This is a genomic window from Pseudomonas sp. Van50 (assembly GCF_055390755.1).
Window position 1 is genome coordinate 4,553,887 of sequence record NZ_AP024343.1, and the last position, 22,442, is coordinate 4,576,328.

Below are 22,442 nucleotides of genomic sequence, written 5' to 3' on the forward strand. Positions count from 1 at the left end.
TCTTCTACCCTTCACGCCGCCATGCGCCCCTCGGCAATCGCCTGGGAGGCCGCCAGCATCGCTCGCAGCAACACCGCGCAGCCGGCGGCGAGGTCATCCGGGGCGGCGTTTTCGATTTCGTTGTGGCTGATGCCGCCTTCGCAGGGCACGAAGATCATCCCGGCCGGGCCCAGTTCGGCGAGGAAAATCGCGTCATGGCCGGCACCGCTGACGATGTCCAGGTGAGACAGGCCCAGCCCTTGTGCGGCGCCGCGCACGGCGTCGACGCAGCCCTGGTCGAAATACAGCGGCGGGAAGTCGGCGGTGGGTTTCAAATCGAAGGTCAGGCCGTGCTGCCGGCAGGTGTCTTCGATCACTTGCTTGACCTCGGCGATCATCGAGTCCAGGCGCGCCGGTTCCAGATGACGGAAATCCAGCGTCATGCGCACCTCGCCGGGAATCACGTTGCGCGAGCCCGGATAGGCCTGCAGGCAACCGACCGTGCCGCAGGCATGGGGCTGATGACCGAGGGCGGCGCGGTTGACGGCGCCGACGATGACCGACGCGCCCACCAGGGCGTCCTTACGCAGGTGCATCGGGGTCGGACCAGCGTGAGCCTCGACACCCCGCAAGGTCAGGTCGAACCACTTCTGCCCCAGCGCGCCCATCACCACGCCGATGGTCTTGCCCTCATCTTCGAGGATCGGCCCCTGTTCGATGTGCGCCTCGAAATACGCCCCCACCGGATGCCCACTGACCGGGCGCGGGCCGGCATAGCCGATGGCATTGAGCGCCTGGCCCACGCTGATGCCCTCGGCGTCGGTCTTGGCGAGGGTTTCTTCGAGGGTGAATTTCTCGGCGAACACCCCGGAGCCCATCATGCACGGGGCGAAGCGCGAGCCTTCTTCGTTGGTCCAGACCACCACCTCCAACGGCGCTTCGGTCTCGATGTTCAGGTCATTGAGGGTGCGCAGCACCTCCAGCCCGGACAGGACGCCAAAGCAGCCGTCGAACTTGCCGCCGGTGGGTTGGGTGTCGATGTGGCTGCCGGTCATGACCGGTGGCAGGTTCGGATTGCGCCCCGGGCGACGGGCGAAAATATTGCCCACCCCATCGATGCTGACGGTGCAGCCCGCCGCCTGGGTCCATTGCACGAACAGGTCGCGGGCCTGGCGGTCGAGGTCGGTCAGCGCCAGCCGGCACACACCGCCTTTGACCGTGGCACCGAGCTGGGCCAGGTCCATGAGCGATTGCCACAGGCGGTCGCGGTTGATGTGCGGCTGGGTGGATTGCAGGACGTCGATGGCTGCGTTCATGGGGATCTCCATTTTTTCAGGCATGTTTTCGGTGTACTTGAGGCCGCTATCGCGAGCAAGCTCGCTCCCACAGGGGATCTGCTGTGAACACAGACTTTGCATCCACCCAAATCCAATGTGGGAGCGAGCTCGCTCGCGATGAGGCCCTCCCTCACACCGCGGTTTTAGCGACGGACGGGCTCGCTCGCATGCTGCACAACCCGTAATAAATCACCCCACCCAGCGCCGAGCCGGTGAACCAGCCGTAGCTGTAGAACCAGCTGAACGCGTCGCTGCCCAGGGACAACAAGGTCAGCACCACCGGCACGCCAAAGGCGATGAAGCCGTTCCAGTTCCACGCCGGGTAAATGTCGTCGCGGTACAACCCGGCCAGGTCCAGTTGCTGTTTCTTGATCAGGAAATAATCCACCACCATGATCCCGGCAATCGGCCCCAGCAGGCTTGAATAGCCCAGCAACCAATTGGAATAGACCGACTCGAGGCTGACCTCGGAGACGATCAGGCCGAGTTTCTTCAACAGTTCGTGGGCCATCAGCGCCAGCCCCACCAGCCCGGTGAGCATCACGGCCTTGGTGCGGCCGATCAGTTTCGGCGCCAGGTTCTGGAAGTCGTTGGTCGGCGAAACGATGTTGGCGGCGGTGTTGGTCGACAGCGTGGCGACGATGATCAGCACCATGGCCAGCGCCACCCACACCGGGCTCTGGATGTGCCCGATCAAGGTCACTGGGTCGGAGACGGTCACCCCCACCAGTTTTTCCGAGGCGGCAGTCATGACCACGCCGAGGGAGGCGAACAGGAACATGGTCAGCGGCAGGCCGATGATCTGCCCCACGACTTGGTCTTTCTGGCTCTTGGCATACCGGCTGAAGTCCGGAATGTTCAACGACAGGGTGGCCCAGAAACCGACCATGGCCGTCAGCCCGGCAAGGAAATAGCCGGTCACCCCGGCACCTTCGGGCCGCTTGGCCGGGACCGCCATCAGTTCAGTCAATGAAACGTTGGGCAATGCCCACACCAACAGACCGACGCCCACCAGCACCAGCAGCGGCGCAGACAAGGTTTCCAGCCACTTGATCGACTCGGCGCCGCGCAACACCACCCACAGGTTGATGACCCAGAACACCATGAAGCCGATCACTTCGCCGGTGCCGCCCAGGCTCTTCCAGCCGTCGAACACCGAGCCGAGAAACAGGTGGATCGCCAGCCCGCCGAACATCGTCTGGATGCCGAACCAGCCGCACGCCACCAAGGCGCGGATCAGGCACGGCACGTTGGAACCGATGACGCCAAAGGACGAGCGCAACAGCACCGGAAACGGAATGCCGTACTTGGTCCCGGCGAAGGCGTTCAGGGTCAGGGGGATCAGCACGATGATGTTGGCAAACAGGATCGCCAGCAGCGCCTCGCCCACCGTCAGGCCGAAATAGGCGGTGAGCACGCCGCCAAGGGTGTAGGTCGGCACGCAGATCGCCATGCCCACCCACAGCGCGGTGATGTGCCATTTGTTCCAGGTTCGCTCGTGCACCTTGGTCGGCGCGATGTCGTGGTTATAACGGGGGCTGTCGAGGACGTCGCTGCCGGCTTCAAGCTCGAACAATCCGTCGCGCTCGGTCACTGTTGATCTGGTCATGTCCGCTCCACTGTTTTCATTATTTTTGCTCATCGACGGGCGATGGCCGGAGTACTTGCACGCGTGCTACCGACCACCCCGCCAGCCCCACGACAGCACTCAATAACCGTGCCGGATAATGCGCCGAGCTGACCGGATGATCGATATAACCCTTTCAACCTTTTGATGTTTAACGTTTTAACGCCACGTTATTGCCTTGTGTCACTCCCTGCTTACCGCCCTTGAGGCTAGATGACCTTCACGCCCTGTCGAGGGGGAGATTCAAAGTGGTGCACCCCGGATCGACGCGAGGTGTCTAGACCGCACTTGCAACGCTTTCAAGCCGCTGATTTACCATGACAAATCTCGCTCAAATAACGATCCTGTCAAGTGCGTCAAAATGGTGAGCAGGCTCACCATTTTGGTGAATCAATAAATTAATACTTTAATTTCAATAAGTTAATTAACGCATAAGCTTATAAAAAATAATCTTGCTCATTTCAAAAACTCCAGCTAGCGTCTAATCCTGACAGTTGTGACAAGAACATAAACCGGCACGACTTTACCTACCGTGATCGATAAAACATAAAGAACCGGCAACAGTCGGTCATGCCTGCGAGGAACTCGGAATGTCTCTGTTGATCCGTGGCGCCACCGTTATTACCCATGATGAAAGTTATCGCGCCGATGTGTTTTGCGCCGACGGCGTGATCAAGGCCATCGGTGACAACCTGGATGTTCCGGCCGCTGTCGAAGTGCTCGATGGCAGCGGTCAATACCTGATGCCCGGCGGCATCGACCCCCATACGCATATGCAGTTGCCGTTCATGGGCACGGTCGCCAGTGAAGACTTCTTCAGCGGCACGGCGGCGGGTCTCGCCGGTGGCACCACGTCGATCATCGACTTCGTGATTCCCAACCCCCAACAGTCGCTGATGGAAGCCTTTCATCAGTGGCGGGGCTGGGCCGAGAAAAGCGCCAGTGACTACGGTTTCCACGTGGCGATTACCTGGTGGAGCGAACAGGTCCGCGAAGAAATGGCCGAGTTGGTCAGCCATCACGGCGTGAACAGCTTCAAGCATTTCATGGCCTACAAGAATGCAATCATGGCCGCTGACGACACCTTGGTCGCGAGTTTCGAGCGCTGCCTGGAATTGGGCGCGGTGCCCACCGTGCATGCCGAGAATGGCGAACTGGTCTACCACCTGCAACGCAAGCTGCTGGCCCAGGGCATCACCGGCCCCGAAGCCCATCCCTTGTCACGCCCTTCGCAAGTGGAAGGCGAAGCCGCGAGCCGCGCCATCCGCATCGCCGAAACCCTGGGCACGCCGCTGTACCTGGTGCACGTGTCCACCAAGGAAGCCCTGGACGAAATCACCTACGCCCGCAGCAAGGGCCAACCGGTCTACGGTGAAGTACTGGCCGGGCATCTGTTGCTGGACGACAGTGTCTATCGCGATCCCGATTGGCAGACCGCCGCCGGCTACGTGATGAGCCCGCCCTTCCGCCCACGCGGGCATCAAGAGGCACTCTGGCACGGCTTGCAGTCCGGCAACCTGCACACCACCGCCACCGACCACTGCTGCTTCTGCGCCGAACAGAAGGCTGCCGGGCGTGACGACTTCAGCAAGATCCCCAACGGCACCGCCGGGATCGAAGACCGCATGGCGGTGCTCTGGGACGAGGGGGTCAACAGCGGCAAATTGTCGATGCAGGACTTCGTCGCCCTCACCTCCACCAACGCCGCGAAGATTTTCAATCTCTACCCACGCAAGGGGGCGATCCGCGTCGGCGCCGATGCGGACCTGGTGCTCTGGGATCCCCAGGGCAGCCGCACGATCTCAGCCAAGACCCACCACCAGCAAGTGGACTTCAACATCTTCGAAGGCAAGACCGTGCGCGGCGTGCCCAGCCACACCATCAGCCAGGGTCGGCTGGTGTGGGCCGACGGCGACCTGCGGGCCGAGCGCGGCGCCGGGCGCTACATCGAACGGCCGGCGTACCCGGCGGTGTTCGATTTGCTGAGCAAGCGGGCGGAGTTGCACAGGCCGGTTGCCGTGAAGCGCTGAACCCAGGCCTTCGGCCTATCGCGAGCAAGCTCGCTCCCACACTGGATTTGGGTGGATGCGAAAGCCATGGGCACTGCAGATCCCCTGTGGGAGCGAGCTTGCTCGCGATGAGGCCAGTCCAGACACCGAAAAAACCACTGCCCACCAGAGGCAGCACCTCAAACACCGTGAGGCCCACTCCATGATCCAGCCCTTGAGTCACCTCCCCCATTCCCAGGAAGACCCGGCCACCCTCGCCGCCCGTTTCAGCGACCTGGCGCCGCCGCTCAACGCGCGCCAGGCCCACCTGGAAGCGTCCCGCTGCCTGTACTGCTACGACGCGCCCTGCGTGAACGCCTGTCCGAGCGAGATCGATATTCCGTCGTTCATTCGCAACATCCACCAGGACAACGTCCAAGGCGCGGCGCAGAAAATCCTCTCGGCCAACATCCTCGGCGGCAGTTGCGCCCGGGTCTGCCCCACGGAGGTCCTGTGCCAGCAAGCCTGCGTGCGCAACAACGCCCATGAGTGCGCGCCGGTGTTGATCGGCTCGTTGCAACGCTACGCGGTGGACAACGCCCACTTCAGCGAACACCCGTTCAAGCGTGCCGCCACCACCGGCAAGCGCATCGCCGTGGTCGGGGCCGGGCCGGCGGGGTTGGCGTGTGCGCACCGCAGTGCGATGCATGGCCATGACGTGGTGATTTTCGAAGCCCGGGACAAGGCCGGCGGCCTCAACGAATATGGGATCGCCAAGTACAAACTGGTGGACGATTACGCCCAACGCGAGCTGGATTTCCTGCTGGACATCGGCGGCATCGAAATCCGTCACGGCCAGAAACTCGGCGAGAACCTGAGCCTGAGCGACCTTCACCAGCAGTTCGACGCAGTGTTCCTCGGCCTCGGCCTGGCCGCCAGCAAACAACTGGGCCTGAGCGACGAGCAGGCGCCGGGGCTGCTGGCCGCCACCGAGTACATCCGCGAACTGCGCCAGGCCGACGACCTCAGCCAGTTGCCGCTGGCCGACCGTTGCATCGTGCTCGGTGCCGGCAACACCGCCATCGACATGGCCGTGCAGATGGCTCGCCTCGGCGCCCGGGACGTCAACCTGGTCTACCGTCGTGGCCTTGAAGACATGGGTGCCACCTTGCATGAGCAAGACATCGCCAAGGCTAATCAGGTGCGTCTGCTGACCTGGGCCCAACCGCAACAGGTGTTGCTCGATGACGCCGGGCATGTGCGCGGCATGCGCTTTTCCCGTACCCATCTGGAAAACGGTCGACTGGTCATCGGTGCCGAGACCTTCGACCTGGCCGCCGACGCCGTTTTCAAAGCCATCGGCCAAGCCTTCGATGACCACGCACTGGTGGACCCGCTGGCCCGGGAGCTCAAGCGCCAGGACGGGCGAATTCTGGTGGACGAACACCTGCGCACCAGCGTTCCCGGTGTCTACGCCGGCGGCGATTGCACCAGCCTGGACCAGGACCTCACCGTGCAGGCGGTGCAGCACGGCAAGCTCGCCGCCGAGGCGATCAACGCTCAACTGATGCTTAACGTGGAGGCTGCGTAAATGGCCGATCTGTCGATTGTCTTCGCCGGCATCAAAGCCCCCAACCCGTTCTGGCTGGCCTCCGCACCACCCACCGACAAGGCCTACAACGTGGTCCGCGCCTTCGAGGCCGGCTGGGGTGGCGTGGTCTGGAAAACCCTCGGTGAGGATCCTGCGGCGGTGAATGTGTCCTCGCGTTATTCGGCCCACTACGGTGCCAATCGCGAGGTCTTGGGCATCAACAACATCGAGCTGATCACCGACCGCTCCCTGGAGATCAACCTGCGGGAAATCACCCAGGTGAAAAAGGACTGGCCGGACCGGGCGTTGATCGTGTCGCTGATGGTGCCCTGCGTCGAAGAATCCTGGAAACGCATCCTGCCCCTGGTGGAAGCCACCGGCGCCGACGGCATCGAGTTGAACTTCGGCTGCCCCCACGGCATGCCGGAACGGGGCATGGGCGCGGCGGTCGGCCAGGTGCCGGAGTACGTCGAGCAAGTGACCCGCTGGTGCAAGACCCATTGCTCGCTGCCGGTGATCGTCAAGCTCACGCCGAACATCACCGACATCCGCGTCGCCGCACGGGCGGCCCATCGCGGCGGCGCGGACGCGGTGTCGTTGATCAACACCATCAACTCCATCACCAGCGTCGACCTGGACCGCATGGTCGCCCTGCCCAGCGTCGGCAGCCAGAGCACCCATGGCGGTTACTGCGGTTCGGCGGTCAAGCCCATCGCCCTGAACATGGTCGCCGAAATCGCCCGCGACCCGCAGACCCAAGGCTTGCCGATCTGCGGCATCGGCGGCATCGGCAGTTGGCGCGACGCGGCGGAATTCATCGCCCTGGGCAGCGGCGCGGTGCAGGTCTGCACGGCGGCGATGCTGCATGGGTTTCGCATCGTCGACGAGATGAAGGACGGCTTGTCGCGGTGGATGGATGAGCACGGCCACGCCAACCTCCAGGCGTTCTCCGGTCGCGCGGTGGGCAACACCACTGACTGGAAGTACCTGGACATCAACTACCAGGTCATCGCCAAGATCGACCAGGAGGCGTGCATCGGTTGCGGGCGCTGCCACATCGCCTGCGAAGACACTTCACACCAGGCTATTGCCAGTTTCAAGCAGGCGGACGGCACGCGTAAATATGAAGTGATCGATGAAGAGTGCGTGGGCTGCAACCTGTGCCAGATCACCTGCCCGGTGCAGGACTGCATCGAGATGGTGACGGTGGACACCGGCAAGCCGTTTCTGGATTGGAACCATGATCCGCGCAATCCCTATCATGTAACAGCTTGAAGGTAGGGGTGTCTGGACTGGCGCCATCGCGAGCAAGCTGAACTGGTCAACTAATTTTGGACACCAGTTACGGTTTCATGCTGCCAGTTTCTCCATAGCTACCGGCGACCGGTAGTCGTTGTAGCTATGGAGTCTGACGTTGTTGTAACGCATCACATAACGCTGCACATCCACGCGGGCTTCATGCTCCGAGCTGTAGCCATCTTCTGGCACCCACTCTGACTTCAGGCTCCCAAAGAAACGCTCCATCGGGGCGTTGTCCCAGCACTCACCTTTGCGACTCATGCTTTGCAGGAGTCCATGCTTGCGCATTTCATTCCTGAATTTGTGGCTGGTGTATTGGCAGCCTTGATCGGAATGAAACAGCACCTCTTTTGGGCAACCTCGCAATTGCACCGCCATTCGCAACGCTTCGCAGGTCAGCGAGGCATCGGAAATCATTGAAAACGACCAGCCCACGATCCGGCGAGCAAACAGATCCAGCACCGCCGCGAAATACATCCAGCGCTTGCCGACCTTGATGTACGTCACATCGCCACACCACACCTGGTTGATCGCCGTGACATCAAACTTGCGCTTGAGCACGTGCGGCGCCACCAACGCTTCCACGCCGGAAGATTTGTACCTGTGCCGCCGGCGCTGACGACTGGCAACACCGGCTTCGCGCATCAAGCTGCGAGCCATATGCCGCCCGACACGATGTCCCTTTGCTTGCAGCTCCTTGGAAAGGGTGCGAGACCCCGCGGATGCTCTGGACTCCTTGTGATGCTCGACCAGCACGGCTTTAAGTTTCTCCCGCTCGGGCTTCACTTTGCCTTGGCGCTGACGCCAGGCGTAAAAGCTGCTGCGGTTGACTCCAAACGCCCGACAGCAATTGTTAACGCCGTACTGCTCGTCCAGCTCATTGATCAACGAGAATGATCTTTGGAGTCCAAAAGCAGGAGAGCACTGGCCTTTTTTAGGATTTCAATGTCCAGGTCTTTTTGCCTGAGCAACGCTTTGAGCTGCTGAATTTCACGCTGATCAGCGGTAATCGCCTTGGCGCCCACCGGGGTCGAACCCAAGCGTTCCTTGCGAACCTGATCGACCCAGCGGCGAAGCGCCGTGGGCCCAATATCCAGGCTGGCGCAGACTTCGGGAACCGACTGTCCCTCGTCCAGCACCATGCTGGCCGCTTTGAGTTTGAACTCACTGGAGTAAGATTTACGCATAACCAAAACACCTCAGATTTGGGCGCCATCATAGCGCCCGATTGAAGTGTCCAAAATCATTAGGCCAGTTCAAGCTCGCTCCCACAGTGGATCGTGTCGTTCACAAATGTTGTGTACAGCAGAGATCCAATGTGGGAGCGAGCTTGCTCGCGATGAGGCCATCAGCCTCACCAAAAATTCTCAAGGCTCCAACCCGATCCCCCGCAAAATCACCCCGGTCACCGTCTGCACCGCCCGTTCGAATTGCATGTCGGACAGCGGCTGGTGGTCGTTGAGGATATTGATCTGGTGGTCGAAGTCGGCGTAGTGCTGGGTCGAGGCCCAGATCATGTAGAGCAGGCTTGAGGGCTCCACCGGGAGGATGCGTTTGTCCTCCACCCACTGGCGGATTTTCGCTTCCTTCATCTTGGCCCAGTCATAGAGGCTGGCATCCAGCGCCTGGCCCAGGGTCGGGGCACCGTGGATGATTTCGTTGGCCCAGACCTTGGAGCCGTAGGGCCGGCTGCGGGAGTGGTTCATCTTGGCGCGGATGTAGCTGCTGAGCACCACCCGCGGGTCGTCGAACATTTCGAAGCACAAGGCATCCTGTTTCCACACCTCCAGCAGATCGAACAGCACGGCGCTGTACAGTTCACTCTTGGTGCTGAAGTAGTAATGCAGGTTGGAACGAGGCAATTGCACTTCGGCGGCGATGTCGGCCATGGCGGTGCTGCCGAAGCCTTTCTCGGCAAAGACCTTCTCGGCGGCCAGCAGGATTTTCTCGACGTTACTGCGACGAATCTCGATCTTGTGATTGCCCATGAGGGCTCCCTGACGACAGCGTTGCTCAAGACTAGCATCCGCCCACTTTCGAAAACACTGGGGGCTCGCTTCCCATTGACCGTGCACGTTCAGGCGGATGTACACAGTGCCCTTGCGGCGAGGGAGCTTGCTCCCGCTCGGCTGCGCAGCAGTCGTAAAACCGGCTGGAGCGATGTTCCTGGAAGAACCGCGTCAGTCCATTTTGGGGCTGCTGCGCAGCCCAGCGGGAGCAAGCTCCCTCGCCACAGGGGGTTGTGGTGAGTCGGCTAGCGTGCTTCGACGTTATCCAGCGCGCGGTTCGCCAATAATCCGCTCAGTTCGATCAATTGTTGGATGCCCAAGGCGATGTGACGCCTGGGACCTTCCAGGTCGAAGGCCAGGTCATTGACCATGGCATTGGCCGAGGCCAGGTTTTCGCTGAGGTTGGCGAGCAGGGTTTCGGTGTCGACGCCATGGGCGACGGTGAACAATTGGCCGGGATCGGCCTCGGGTTTGCCGGGTTTGGGCTTGAGGTAGGAGTCGAGGATGCGGTCGGCGGCTTTGTCGAATGCCTTGGCGTTGGATGGATCTGTATCGGGTGGGTTGGGGGTTACTTTGAACATAGTTGAAGCTCCGATGCTGTAGAAGGGAGCCAACACCCTCTCGCTACCAAACGAATTAGGGTGGCGGCCATACGAAGGTTGGTAGACCGGGCATCGGAGCCGGCGCCTCCGAAGAGGCCCTGCGCATGGCCACCAAAAAGCGAAGTGCATGATTGCACTCGCAAGCGATGACGCTATGCACCGACAGCCCGGGCTACCAAACCCGATCGCTGATTCCTCAGCGACCCGGAAACGATAAAACCCGACCGCAAGGCGCACAAGCCGGCGGATTCTGGCGCAGGTGTAGGCAATGGCGCAAGACAACGTAGCCCGATCCCGAACGTTCCTACATCTGAATAAACACGGTTTCCCTGATGGACTGGGAGCCTGGGTTAACAAAACACCTGTGGCGAGGGAGCTTGCTCCCGCTGGGTGGCGAAGCCGCCCCCAAAAATTGTGCTGAAACAAAGCACTTGGGCCTGCTGCGCAGCCCAGCGGGAGCAAGCTCCCTCGCCACAAGAGACCTCACCGTCCATGAGCGCGCGGGCATTCGACTAATGTCTTAGACCAGTCATCGCACAACCAAGCACTCTCCCCGCTATCTTAAAACCACAAATCTGCCCGGCGCCACGGCCTGCGATCTTGACCTCGTCCAGCAACAGCCATTGAATCGCCTCATTTTGAAGCACGACCGAGTTGGATAATTCCGATAATGGCCAGTTGACAATGAGCAGCCGCTTCCAAATAATCCCCTCAATGTTGTACGACGACGTATGACAAAAATAAAAACAACAAAAAAGTAGGGAGCGTCATAGTGAGCACACGTGTCCGTTTTTCGCCCGACCACCGTCCAAACCGCCGTACCCTTCTCAACGCCAGCCCCGCCCTGATCCTGCTCGGTTGCAGCAGCCTTGCCGCGTTTCTGCCAACCGCCGCCAGTGCCGAAGGCTTCGTCGATGACGCCAAGGCCACGCTGAACCTGCGCAACGCCTATTTCAACCGCAACTTCACCAACCCGAACAACGCCCAGGGCAAGGCCGAAGAGTGGACCCAGAGTTTCATCCTCGACGCCAAGTCCGGGTTCACCCAGGGTACGGTCGGTTTCGGAGTGGACATACTGGGGATGTACTCGGTCAAGCTCGACGGCGGCCGTGGCACGGCGGGTACGCAATTGCTGCCGGTGCATGACGACGGTCGCCCGGCCGATGACTTTGGGCGCCTGGGCGTAGCCCTGAAGGCCAAGGTGTCGAAGACCGAGCTGAAGGTCGGCGAGTGGATGCCGGTGCTGCCGATCCTGCGTTCCGACGACGGCCGCTCCCTGCCGCAAACCTTCCGTGGCGGCCAGGTGACCTCCACCGAAATCAACGGCCTGAGCCTCTACGGCGGCCAGTTCCGTGGCAACAGCCCGCGCAACGACGCGAGCATGGAAGACATGTCCATGAACGGTCGCGGTGCGTTCACCTCCGACCGTTTCAACTTCGGCGGTGGCGAATACGCCTTCAACGAAAAACGCACCCAGGTTGGCGTGTGGTACGCGGAACTGTCCGACATCTACCAGCAGCAATATTTCAACCTGACCCACAGCCAGCCCATCGGCGACTGGACCCTGGGCGCCAACCTTGGCTACTTCATCGGTAAGGAAGACGGCAGCGCCTTGGCCGGCGACTTGGACAACAAAACCGCGTTCGCCATGCTCTCGGCCAAATACGGCGGCAACACCTTCTACGTCGGCCTGCAGAAAGTCGGCGGCGACGATGCCTGGATGCGCGTCAACGGCACCAGCGGCGGCACCCTGGCCAACGACAGCTACAACTCCAGCTATGACAACGCCAAGGAAAAATCCTGGCAACTGCGCCACGACTTCAACTTCGCCGCCGTCGGCGTGCCGGGCCTGACCCTGATGAACCGCTACATCAGCGGTGACAACGTGCACACCGCCACAGTCGACGACGGCAAGGAATGGGGCCGCGAAACCGAACTGGCCTACACCGTGCAGAGCGGTGCGTTGAAGAGCCTCAACGTGAAATGGCGTAACTCGACGATGCGCCGGGACTACAGCACCAACGAATTCGATGAGAACCGTATTTTCATCAGCTATCCGATCAGTTTGTTGTAAGGCGGTTGGGTGGGTCTGCTGGTGAGGGGGCGGCTGGGCTGGCGCCTTCGCGAGCAGGCTCGCTCCCACAAGGAAAGGTCACCCTTTGCCCGCGGTCATATGGCCTATACAACGGATATCACTCACTGTTTGCTCAGGTAATGCCATGACGACGACACCGATTCGCCAACCCCTCAATCGCCTGCTGCTGACCGGCGCCGCCGGCGGCCTGGGCAAAGTCCTGCGCGAGCGCCTCAAGCCTTTCGCCCGTCACATCCGGCTGTCGGACATCGCCAACATGGCCCCGGCCATCGATGAAAGCGAAGAAGTGGTGCCGTGCGACCTGTCTGATAAGCACGCCGTGCACCAACTGGTGGAAGGTGTCGATGCCATCCTGCATTTCGGGGGTGTTTCGGTGGAGCGCCCGTTCGAAGAGATCCTCGGCGCCAACATCAGTGGCGTGTTCCACATCTACGAAGCCGCCCGCAAGCACGGCGTCAAGCGCGTGATCTTCGCCAGTTCCAACCACGTCATCGGCTTCTACAAGCAGGACGAGGCCCTCGACGCCCTCTCCCCGCGCCGCCCGGATGGCTACTACGGCCTGTCCAAGTCCTACGGCGAAGACGTCGCCAGTTTCTACTTCGATCGCTACGGCATCGAGACCGTGAGCATCCGCATTGGCTCGTCGTTCGCCGAGCCACAGAACCGCCGGATGATGAGCACCTGGCTGAGCTTCGACGACCTCACCCAACTGCTCGAATGCTCGCTCTACACGCCCAAGGTCGGCCACACCGTGGTCTATGGCGTGTCCGCCAACCGCGACGTCTGGTGGGACAACAGCCACGCCGCGCACCTGGGTTACCAACCCAAGGACACTTCCGAGATTTTCCGCGACAAGATCGAAGCCCAGCCAATGCCAGCCGCCGACGACCCGGCCAGGATCTACCAGGGCGGTGCCTTCGTCGCAGCCGGCCCGTTCGACGACTGATTGGCCTGTTTCCATGGGATACGAACGGACAAAGGAATCACCATGCAAGCCGAATTGATTGTCGATGCACGCAACGCCGTCGGGGAGAGCCCGGTGTGGGTCCCCGAGGAAAACGCCCTGTATTGGGTGAACATCCCCAGCGGTGGCCTGCAACGCTGGAATGCCAGCAGCGGAAAAATCCAGGGCTGGGAAGCCCCCGAAATGCTTGCCTGCATTGCCCGTCACCAGGACGGCGGCTGGGTCGCGGGCATGGAAAGCGGTTTCTTCCGCCTGCACCCCCATGACGACGGCAGCCTCGACAGCGAACTCTGTGGGAGCGTCGAGCACAGCCGCGTCGACATGCGCCTCAACGATGGCCGTTGCGACCGCCAGGGCCGCTTCTGGGCCGGCAGCATGGTGCTGAACATGGCCGCCAACGTCGACGAGGGCCGGATGTACCGGTATGAAGCCGGGCAACGCAGCCCGGTCGAGGCGCAACTGAGCGGTTTCATCGTGCCCAATGGCCTGGGCTTCAGCCCGGACGGGCGGACGATGTACCTCTCCGATTCACACCCGTTGAGCCAGCAGATCTGGGCTTTCGATTACGACATCGACAGCGGCACCCCATCCAACCGGCGGCTGTTCGTCGACATGCTGCCCCTGGCCGGTCGCCCGGACGGCGCGGCAGTCGACGCCGACGGTTGCTACTGGATCTGCGCCAACGACGCTGGGCTGATTCACCGTTTCACCCCCGATGGACGTCTCGACCGTTCGCTGGAAGTGCCGGTGAAAAAACCCACCATGTGCGCCTTTGGCGGCAGCCGCCTGGACACCCTCTTCGTCACCTCGATCCGCCCCGGCGACGACAACGACCCACAGTCCCTGGCCGGTGGTGTGTTCGCCCTCAAGCCCGGCGTCAAGGGCCTGGCTGAACCGGTTTTCGGAGGGCTGAAACACGCCGCGAAATGATCTGCTTCACCGCTTTGCTGAATGAGCCATAAAAAAAACAACAAACTGGAGATTGACCATGAATTTCAAACGCACGCTTCTGATCGCAGCCCTCCCCCTGGCTTTCCTGGCCCAGGCGGCCCATGCCCTTGAACTCAAGATCGCCGACATCCATCCCAAGGGCTACCCCACCGTGATGGCCGAAGAAAGCATGGGCAAGACCCTGACCAAAGAGACCAACGGCGAGCTGACCTTCAAATACTTCCCAGGCGGTGTATTGGGTTCCGAAAAGGAAGTCATCGAGCAGATGCAAGTCGGCGCGATACAGATGTCCCGGGTCAGCCTGGGTATCGTCGGTCCTGTGGTACCGGATGTGAACGTGTTCAACATGCCGTTCATCTTCCGCGACCAGGCCCACATGCGCGCCGTCATCGACGGTGATGTGGGCGATGCGATCCTCGACCGGATCACCAACTCCGAGTTCGGCCTGGTGGCCCTGGCCTGGATGGACGGCGGCACGCGCAACATCTACACCAAGAAGCCGGTGCGCAAGCTCGAAGACCTCAAGGGCATGAAAATCCGCGTGCAAGGCAACCCGATGTTCATCGAGATGATGAACGCCATGGGCGCCAACGGTATCGCGATGGACACCGGTGAAATCTTCAGCGCCCTGCAGACCGGCGTGATCGACGGCGCGGAAAACAACCCGCCGACCCTGCTCGAACACAACCACTACCAAAACGCCAAATACTACAGCCTCACCGGACACCTGATCCTGCCAGAGCCGATCGTGATGTCGAAAATCACTTGGGAAAAACTGACCCCGGATCAACAGACAATGGTCAGGAAAGCCGCCAAGGCCGCCCAGGCCGAAGAGCGTGCGCTGTGGGACCAGAAGTCCACCGCCAGCGAAGAAAAACTCAAGGCTGCGGGTGTCGAGTTCATCACGGTCGACAAAAAACCCTTCTACGACGCCACCGCACCGGTACGGGCCAAGTACGGCGCGCCCTATGCCGACCTGATCAAGCGTATCGAAGCCGTTCAGTAACGCCTCCCGTTCTGTACTCATGAAAAGGCCCGGCACGCCTGATGCCCAAGGCGTGCCCGGTTACGGTGGAACCCGATGAAGAATTTGCTGCTGCGTATCAACGATAAGATCTACATGACGTGCATCTGGGTTGCCGGCCTTTCCGTCCTGGCGATTTCCCTGATGATTCCCTGGGGCGTGTTCGCCCGCTACGTGCTGGGCTCCGGCTCGAGCTGGCCCGAGCCCACGGCGATCCTGCTGATGATGGTGTTCACCTTCATTGGTGCCGCCGCCAGTTACCGTGCCGGTGCGCACATGGCCGTGGCCATGCTCACCGACCGCATGCCACCGCACCTGAAATCCGCGGCGTCGATCTTTTCCCAATTGCTCATGGCCCTGATCTGCATCTTCATGACGGTCTGGGGCTTCAAGCTGTGCATGTCCACCTGGAACCAGTTCATGGCTTCCCTGCCCGGCCTGCGAGTTGGCGTGACCTATTTGCCGATTCCCCTGGGCGGCTTGCTGACGCTGGTTTTCGTCCTGGAAAAACTCTTGCTCGGTGACCAGAGCAAACGGCGGGTCGTGCAGTTCGACCTGGTTGAAGAAAGTGAAGGTGCCGCTTAATGGACGCTCTGATACTGCTGGGCAGTTTTATCGTGTTGATCCTGATCGGCATGCCGGTCGCCTACGCCTTGGGCGCTGCCGCCCTGATCGGGGCGTGGTGGATCGACATCCCGTTCCAGGCCGTGATGATCCAGGTGGCGGGCGGGGTGAACAAGTTCTCCCTGTTGGCCATTCCGTTCTTCGTGCTGGCCGGTGCGATCATGGCCGAGGGCGGCATGTCCCGCCGCTTGGTGGCGTGTGCCGGGGTGCTGGTGGGTTTTGTGCGTGGTGGCCTGTCACTAGTCAACATCGTCGCCTCGACCTTCTTCGGCGCGATCTCCGGTTCGTCAGTGGCCGACACCGCGTCGGTGGGCTCGGTGCTGATTCCGGAAATGGAACGCAAGGGCTATCCACGGGACTTTTCCACCGCCGTGACCGTCAGCGGTTCGGTGCAAGCCCTGCTCACCCCGCCAAGCCATAACTCGGTGCTCTACTCCCTGGCTGCCGGCGGTACGGTCTCGATTGCCTCGCTGTTCATGGCGGGCATCGTGCCAGGCTTGCTGATGAGCGCGTGCCTGATGGTGTTGTGCCTGATCTTCGCGAAAAAGCGCAACTACCCCAAGGGCGAAGTGATCCCGATGCGCCAGGCGTTGAAAATCGTCGGCGAAGCCCTGTGGGGCCTGATGGCGATGGTGATCATCCTCGGCGGCATCCTCTCGGGCATCTTCACCGCCACCGAATCGGCGGCCATCGCGGTGCTGTGGTCGTTCTTCGTGACCATGTTCATCTACCGCGACTACAAGTGGCGTGAACTGCCGAAGCTGATGCACCGCACCGTGCGCACCATCTCCATCGTGATGATCCTGATCGGCTTCGCCGCCAGCTTCGGCTACATCATGACGCTGATGCAGATCCCGGCGAAGATCACCACGATGTTCCTGACCCTGTCGGACAACCGCTACGTGATCCTGATGTGCATCAACGTGATGTTGCTGCTGCTGGGCACCGTTATGGACATGGCGCCGCTGATCCTGATCCTCACGCCGATCCTGATGCCGGTTATCGTCGGCATCGGCGTGGACCCGGTGCAGTTCGGCATGATCATGCTGGTGAACCTGGGCATCGGGCTGATAACGCCACCCGTGGGGGCGGTGCTGTTCGTCGGCTCCGCCATCGGCAAGGTCAGTATCGAAAGCACGGTCAAGGCACTGCTGCCGTTCTACGCCGTGCTGTTCCTGGTGCTGATGCTCGTGACCTATGTGCCAGCCCTGTCGCTGTGGTTGCCGCACCTGGTGTTGTAACCATTCCATCAGCAAGCAAGCACCCTTGTGGCGAGGGAGCTTGCTCCCGCTGGACTGCGAAGCAGGCCCAAGTTATTTGTTTCAGCACAAATTTTTGGGGCGGCTTCGCCACCCAGCGGGAGCAAGCTCCCTCGCCACAACAGCGTCCACACAAAATCTGCATTTCCTCACTGCTTTTCAATCCAGCAGACAACCACCATGACCCCACCTCTTCTGCATCTCGAAGACGAACTGACCCGCCTCACGCTGGCCCCGCATCTGGGCGCCAGCCTGGTGGACTGGACCTTGCGCAGCAGCGGCGCCCCGCTGCTACGCCCGCCCGCGCCGCAAGCCCTGGAAAACGGCCTGCCCGGCAAGCTCGGTGGCTTCCCATTGATCCCCTGGTCGAACCGGATCGCCCACGGCGGTTTCGATTGCCCTGGCGGCTGGCTGGCCCTGGAGGCCAACAGCCCCAACGACCCGTTCCCCATCCATGGCAGCGCCTGGCAGCAACCGTGGCAAGTGACCGAACAGAATGCCCAGGAAGCGCTGCTGCAACTCGACAGTCAGCACCCGTTCGGTTACTGCGCCAGTTTGCGTGTCCGCTTGCGCGGCGGCCAGTTGCAGATCGCGATGCTCGTCACCCACACGGCGAAACAGCCGGCGTGGCATGGCCTCGGCCTGCACCCATACTTCCCGCGCACCGCCGGCACGCGCCTGCAAACCCGGGCGAGCGAAACCTGGCTGTGCGACGCCACGAAACTGCCGACGGAACGGATCGACCTCCCCGAACACTGGAACTTCCAGGAGGCCCGCTTACTGCCAGAGACCCTCGTGGACAACGGCTTCGGTGGCTGGGACGGGCATTGCCTGATCCAACAGCCGGACCTGGGTTATGAGCTGGAGTGCCAGGCCAGCGGCTGCGATTACTTCCTGCTCTACTGCCCCGTGGGCCTGGATTTCTTTTGCATTGAACCGGTCAGTCACCCGGTCAACGCCCACCACCTGCCTGGGCGGCCAGGGTTGCGCCTGCTGGAGCAAGGGCAATCGGTGGCGCTGGGGTTTTCGATGCAGTGCCGGTTGCTGTAGACACACACCCGTGGCGAGGGAGCTTGCTCCCGCTCGGCTGCGAAGCAGACGCCCTGGAGACCGTAGGGGCCTGCTGCGCAGTCCAGCGGGAGCAAGCTCCCTCGCCACAGATTGTGTCCAGCCGGGACTACGCCCGCACCCACATGAACAACGCCACCCCCAGGCACACCCCGGCGAACCCCACTTGCAGCGCCCGGGCCGGAACCTTGGCCGCCACTCGCCGCCCGAGCACCATCCCGACGATGCTCGCCGCAATGAACGCCATCCCTACCCGGTCGATGCTCACCCCGGCATGAAACGCGCCCACCACGCCAATCAACGAAATCAGGCTGATGACCATCAAGGACGTCGCGACGATCCCGCGCATCTGCACATCGGTCAGTTGCTTGAACGCCGGCACGATCAGGAAGCCGCCCCCCACGCCCAGCAACCCCGAGACCAGGCCAGTCACCGCGCCCAATGCCGACAGCGTGGCGGTGCAACGGGGCGTCCAGGCCAGGCGGCCGGTCTGGCGGTCGAGCATGCAGTTTTTCTGGCCCCAACTGGCGGCGCCATGATCGCTGGGCCCCACTTGCGGCGTTTCGCGACGCAACATGCGCGCCGCCACCAGCACCATCAGCAGGCTGAACAGCATCATCAGGATTTTTTCCGAGAGCTGGTGGGCGAGGTAGATGCCCAGCGGCGAAAACACCGCGCCCAGCAGTGCGATCAGCAGGGCCGCACGGTAGCGCACCAGGCCATGGCGCAGCCCGTCGATGGCCCCCACCGCCGCCGCGCTACCCACCGCGAACAACGCCACCGGCGCGGCCTGGGTCATGCTCCAGCCCAGGCCCAACACCAACGCCGGCACCGCCAGGATGCCGCCGCCCGCCCCCGTCAGGCCAAGGAGCAAGCCCATGACCACACCAAAAAAACTTGCCAGTAACATTCAGGTTCTCTCAAGCCGCGCACACCTGTTGGCAGGTGCGATCGCATTTGCAGGACGCCTTGGCCCTCACTAAGCTGCGGACCATATGTTGTAAGTCCCAAGCGTTGCAACAAGCTATTTTAGATTGGTATGTGGCGAGGGCGCTTGCTCCCGCTGGGCTGCGTAGCAGCCCCCTTTCATGAGCTCTTCCCGCACAGGTTCGCTGTCATGCCCGCGCAGATCCAAAGCTTTCTCGACCCCGCCTCAAAGACCTATACCCACGTCATTTTCGAGCACGACGATGGGCAATGCGCGGTGGTCGATCCAGTGCTCGACTACGACCCGACGTCGGGACGCACCGCCACCGAACAGGCCGACCGGGTGATCGCCTTCGTGGGCGAACACCGATTGAACGTGCAATGGCTACTGGAAACCCATGCCCACGCCGACCACTTGTCGGCCGCGCCCTACCTGCGCCAGAAACTGGGCGGCAAGATTGCCATCGGCCAGTCCATCAATCAGGTCCAGAGCGTCTTCAAGGCGCTGTTCAACCTCGAACCGCAATTCGCGGTGGACGGCTCGCAGTTCGATCACCTGTTCGCCGCCGACGAGTCCTTCTTCATTGGCAACCTCAAGGCCACCGCCCTGCACGTGCCCGGCCACACCCCGGCGGACATGGCCTACCTGATCGATGGCGACGTGATCCTGGTGGGCGACACGCTGTTCATGCCCGACGTAGGCACCGCCCGTTGCGACTTCCCTGGCGGCAATGCCCATCAGCTCTACGCCTCGATCCGCAAGCTGCTGGCCTTCCCCGCCGGGGTACGGCTGTATGTGTGCCACGACTATCCACCGGAGGAACGCGAGCCCCACTGCATGAGCACTGTGGGTGAGCAGCGCCAGCACAACATTCATGTCCGCGATGGCATCGATGAAGCTTCGTTCGTGGCCATGCGTACCCAGCGCGACAAGACGCTGGGCATGCCGACGCTGCTGTTGCCGGCGATCCAGGTGAATGTGCGGGCCGGCCATCTGCCGCCGGCCGAGGACAATGGCGTGACGTACCTGAAGATTCCGATCAATCAGCTTTAGAAGCTTGTACTGAATGTGATGGCCTCATCGCGAGCAAGCTCGCTCCCACAGGGGATTGATTAACACCACCAATCCAGTGTAGGAGCGAGCTTGCTCGCGATGGCAGTGGATCAGGCAACAATGAGCCTCAGGCTCCCAAGGTCAGCCCATTGGCCGGCAACGGCAGCGCGGTCTTGTAGCGCACCTGCTTGAGGGCAAAGCTCGAACGGATGTTCGCCACCCCCGGGACCTTGGTCAGGAAGTCCATCATGAACCGCTCCAGCGACTGGATGGTCGGCACCAGCACGCGGATCAGGTAGTCCGGATCGCCGGCCATCAGGTAGCACTCCATCACCTCCGGCCGGTCGGAAATCGCCTCCTCGAAGTGCTGCAACGCCTCCTCCACCTGCTTCTCCAGGCTCACATGGATGAACACGTTGACGTGCAGCCCCAGCAGGTCGGCATCCAGCAGCGTGACCTGCTCGCGGATCACGCCCAACTCCTCCATCGCCCGGACCCGGTTGAAGCACGGCGTCGGCGACAGATTGACCGAACGGGCGAGATCGGCGTTGGTGATGCGGGCGTTTTCCTGAAGGCTGTTCAGAATGCCGATATCGGTGCGATCCAATTTACGCATGAGACAAATAATCCTGTTTTTTATCGTTGTGCAGATTTTTTATCTGCAAATGATCTGAACAGCAAGCTAACAGAGAAAAATATTCTTCTTCGTCGAGCCTATGATTGTTGTAGGACAATTTCCCCTACCCGGGGACATTCGTCAGCTAGCGCGCCCACTACAAGAAATTCACAAGATCGAGCGTAGAAAGCCATGAACCCAGCGTACGAACCGCTACGCCTGCACGTCCCCGAACCCTCGGGCCGTCCCGGCTGCAAGACCGACTTTTCCTACCTGCATCTGTCCGATGCCGGCACAGTGCGCAAACCTCCCATCGACGTCGAACCCGCCGACACCGCCGACCTGGCCCGCAGCCTGATCCGCGTGCTCGATGACCAGGGCAATGCCTTGGGCGACTGGGCGGCGGACATTCCCGTCGAGATCCTGCGCAAAGGCATGCGCGCCATGCTCAAGACGCGTATCTACGACAACCGCATGGTGGTCGCCCAGCGCCAGAAAAAGATGTCGTTCTACATGCAAAGCCTTGGCGAAGAAGCCATCGGCAGCGCCCAGGCCCTGGCGTTGAACATCGACGACATGTGCTTCCCCACCTACCGCCAGCAAAGCATCCTGATGGCCCGCGAGGTGCCGCTGGTGGACCTGATCTGCCAACTGCTGTCCAACGAGCGCGATCCGCTCAAGGGCCGGCAATTGCCGATCATGTACTCGGTCAAGGACGCCGGTTTCTTCACCATTTCCGGCAACCTCGCCACGCAATTCATCCAGGGCGTGGGCTGGGGCATGGCCTCGGCGATCAAGGGCGATACCAAGATCGCCTCGGCCTGGATCGGTGACGGCGCCACCGCCGAATCGGACTTCCACACCGCCCTCACCTTCGCCCACGTCTACCGGGCGCCGGTGATCCTCAACGTGGTCAACAACCAGTGGGCGATTTCCACCTTCCAGGCCATTGCCGGCGGTGAAGCCACGACCTTCGCCGGACGCGGCGTCGGTTGCGGCATCGCCTCCCTGCGTGTCGATGGCAACGATTTCATGGCGGTCTACGCCGCCTCGCGCTGGGCCGCCGAACGCGCCCGCCGCAACCTCGGCCCGGCGCTGATCGAATGGGTCACTTACCGCGCCGGCCCGCACTCCACCTCGGACGATCCCTCCAAGTACCGCCCCGCCGACGACTGGAGCCACTTCCCGCTGGGCGATCCGATTGCCCGTCTCAAGCAGCACATGGTCAAGATCGGCCAGTGGTCCGAAGAGGAACATGCGGCGGTCAGCGCCGAACTCGAAGCCGAGGTGATCGCCGCGCAGAAGGAAGCCGAACAGTACGGCACCCTCGCCGGCGGGCAGATTCCCAGCGCCGCGACCATGTTCGAAGACGTCTACAAAGAGATGCCGGAGCACTTGAAGCGCCAGCGTCAGCAGTTGGGGATCTGA

20 protein-coding genes are annotated in these 22,442 nt (G+C 61.7%); 12 read left to right on the top strand and 8 right to left on the bottom strand.

Going from position 1 to position 22,442, the window contains the following annotated elements; translation table 11 throughout:
• Nucleotides 1-11: 11 nt before the first annotated feature.
• Both ACZ5M5_RS19125 and ACZ5M5_RS19130 read right to left on the bottom strand, forming a co-directional pair.
• Nucleotides 12-1,295: a Zn-dependent hydrolase gene (locus ACZ5M5_RS19125; RefSeq protein ID WP_060741723.1), complete on the bottom strand. Its 1,284-nt coding sequence runs from the start codon at nt 1,293-1,295 to the stop codon at nt 12-14.
• Between the two features lie 151 nt (nt 1,296-1,446).
• Nucleotides 1,447-2,925, bottom strand: a complete 1,479-nt coding sequence (locus ACZ5M5_RS19130; protein ID WP_060741722.1) for an NCS1 family nucleobase:cation symporter-1 — start codon at nt 2,923-2,925, stop codon at nt 1,447-1,449.
• Nucleotides 2,926-3,533: 608 nt separating this feature from the next.
• Here ACZ5M5_RS19130 and hydA point away from each other — a divergent pair.
• The 3 genes from hydA (at nt 3,534) to preA (ending at nt 7,797) form a co-directional block, all read left to right on the top strand.
• Entirely contained in the window at nt 3,534-4,973 is a 1,440-nt protein-coding gene (hydA, locus tag ACZ5M5_RS19135) for a dihydropyrimidinase (RefSeq protein ID WP_060741721.1), read from the top strand.
• 181 nt (nt 4,974-5,154) lie between these two features.
• Nucleotides 5,155-6,522: an NAD(P)-dependent oxidoreductase gene (locus ACZ5M5_RS19140; RefSeq protein ID WP_103310400.1), complete on the top strand. Its 1,368-nt coding sequence runs from the start codon at nt 5,155-5,157 to the stop codon at nt 6,520-6,522.
• Nucleotides 6,523-7,797 carry an NAD-dependent dihydropyrimidine dehydrogenase subunit PreA gene (gene preA / locus ACZ5M5_RS19145; protein WP_192261074.1) on the top strand — a complete coding sequence of 425 codons (1,275 nt, stop codon included), beginning with the start codon at nt 6,523-6,525 and terminating at the stop codon, nt 7,795-7,797. It begins immediately after the preceding gene.
• A gap of 75 nt (nt 7,798-7,872) precedes the next feature.
• Here the strand turns inward: preA and ACZ5M5_RS19150 are convergent, their stop codons facing one another.
• From ACZ5M5_RS19150 to ACZ5M5_RS19165, 4 genes are all read right to left on the bottom strand, one after another.
• Nucleotides 7,873-8,709, bottom strand: coding sequence for an IS3 family transposase (locus tag ACZ5M5_RS19150; protein ID WP_464737817.1), 837 nt, complete (start codon nt 8,707-8,709; stop codon nt 7,873-7,875).
• Nucleotides 8,706-8,963 (bottom strand): transposase, encoded by a 258-nt coding sequence (locus tag ACZ5M5_RS19155; RefSeq protein ID WP_237140769.1) that lies wholly within the window; start codon nt 8,961-8,963, stop codon nt 8,706-8,708. The genes ACZ5M5_RS19150 and ACZ5M5_RS19155 overlap by 4 nt, the downstream gene beginning before the upstream one ends.
• Before the next feature lie 225 nt (nt 8,964-9,188).
• A complete protein-coding gene (locus ACZ5M5_RS19160) occupies nt 9,189-9,809 on the bottom strand; it encodes a TetR/AcrR family transcriptional regulator (protein ID WP_060741719.1) in 621 nt (206 codons plus the stop codon).
• A 266-nt stretch (nt 9,810-10,075) separates the two neighbouring features.
• Nucleotides 10,076-10,411 (bottom strand): DUF6124 family protein, encoded by a 336-nt coding sequence (locus ACZ5M5_RS19165; RefSeq protein WP_060741718.1) that lies wholly within the window; start codon nt 10,409-10,411, stop codon nt 10,076-10,078.
• A gap of 865 nt (nt 10,412-11,276) precedes the next feature.
• Here ACZ5M5_RS19165 and ACZ5M5_RS19170 point away from each other — a divergent pair.
• The 7 genes from ACZ5M5_RS19170 (at nt 11,277) to ACZ5M5_RS19200 (ending at nt 18,399) form a co-directional block, all read left to right on the top strand.
• Nucleotides 11,277-12,506: an OprD family porin gene (locus tag ACZ5M5_RS19170; protein ID WP_219739276.1), complete on the top strand. Its 1,230-nt coding sequence runs from the start codon at nt 11,277-11,279 to the stop codon at nt 12,504-12,506.
• A 145-nt stretch (nt 12,507-12,651) separates the two neighbouring features.
• Entirely contained in the window at nt 12,652-13,473 is an 822-nt protein-coding gene (locus ACZ5M5_RS19175; RefSeq protein WP_060741716.1) for an NAD-dependent epimerase/dehydratase family protein, read from the top strand.
• 42 nt (nt 13,474-13,515) lie between these two features.
• Nucleotides 13,516-14,421, top strand: coding sequence for an SMP-30/gluconolactonase/LRE family protein (locus tag ACZ5M5_RS19180; RefSeq protein WP_060741715.1), 906 nt, complete (start codon nt 13,516-13,518; stop codon nt 14,419-14,421).
• A 58-nt stretch (nt 14,422-14,479) separates the two neighbouring features.
• Nucleotides 14,480-15,448 (top strand): TRAP transporter substrate-binding protein, encoded by a 969-nt coding sequence (locus ACZ5M5_RS19185; RefSeq protein ID WP_060741714.1) that lies wholly within the window; start codon nt 14,480-14,482, stop codon nt 15,446-15,448.
• A 75-nt stretch (nt 15,449-15,523) separates the two neighbouring features.
• Nucleotides 15,524-16,051, top strand: coding sequence for a TRAP transporter small permease (locus ACZ5M5_RS19190; protein ID WP_060741713.1), 528 nt, complete (start codon nt 15,524-15,526; stop codon nt 16,049-16,051).
• Entirely contained in the window at nt 16,051-17,331 is a 1,281-nt protein-coding gene (locus ACZ5M5_RS19195; protein ID WP_060741712.1) for a TRAP transporter large permease, read from the top strand. The genes ACZ5M5_RS19190 and ACZ5M5_RS19195 overlap by 1 nt, the downstream gene beginning before the upstream one ends.
• A 198-nt stretch (nt 17,332-17,529) precedes the next feature.
• Nucleotides 17,530-18,399 (top strand): aldose 1-epimerase, encoded by an 870-nt coding sequence (locus ACZ5M5_RS19200; RefSeq protein WP_464737818.1) that lies wholly within the window; start codon nt 17,530-17,532, stop codon nt 18,397-18,399.
• Nucleotides 18,400-18,526: 127 nt separating this feature from the next.
• Here ACZ5M5_RS19200 and ACZ5M5_RS19205 read toward each other — a convergent pair whose 3' ends face one another.
• A complete protein-coding gene (locus ACZ5M5_RS19205; RefSeq protein ID WP_192261069.1) occupies nt 18,527-19,327 on the bottom strand; it encodes a sulfite exporter TauE/SafE family protein in 801 nt (266 codons plus the stop codon).
• 207 nt (nt 19,328-19,534) lie between these two features.
• On the opposite strand from ACZ5M5_RS19205, the gene ACZ5M5_RS19210 reads away from it, so the two are divergent.
• Nucleotides 19,535-20,398, top strand: a complete 864-nt coding sequence (locus ACZ5M5_RS19210; protein ID WP_464737819.1) for an MBL fold metallo-hydrolase — start codon at nt 19,535-19,537, stop codon at nt 20,396-20,398.
• Nucleotides 20,399-20,525: 127 nt separating this feature from the next.
• On the opposite strand, the gene bkdR is transcribed toward ACZ5M5_RS19210, so the two are convergent.
• Nucleotides 20,526-21,014 (bottom strand): Bkd operon transcriptional regulator BkdR, encoded by a 489-nt coding sequence (gene bkdR, locus ACZ5M5_RS19215; protein ID WP_245139237.1) that lies wholly within the window; start codon nt 21,012-21,014, stop codon nt 20,526-20,528.
• A 192-nt stretch (nt 21,015-21,206) separates the two neighbouring features.
• Here bkdR and ACZ5M5_RS19220 point away from each other — a divergent pair, with 192 nt between their 5' ends.
• A complete protein-coding gene (locus ACZ5M5_RS19220; protein WP_060741704.1) occupies nt 21,207-22,442 on the top strand; it encodes a 3-methyl-2-oxobutanoate dehydrogenase (2-methylpropanoyl-transferring) subunit alpha in 1,236 nt (411 codons plus the stop codon).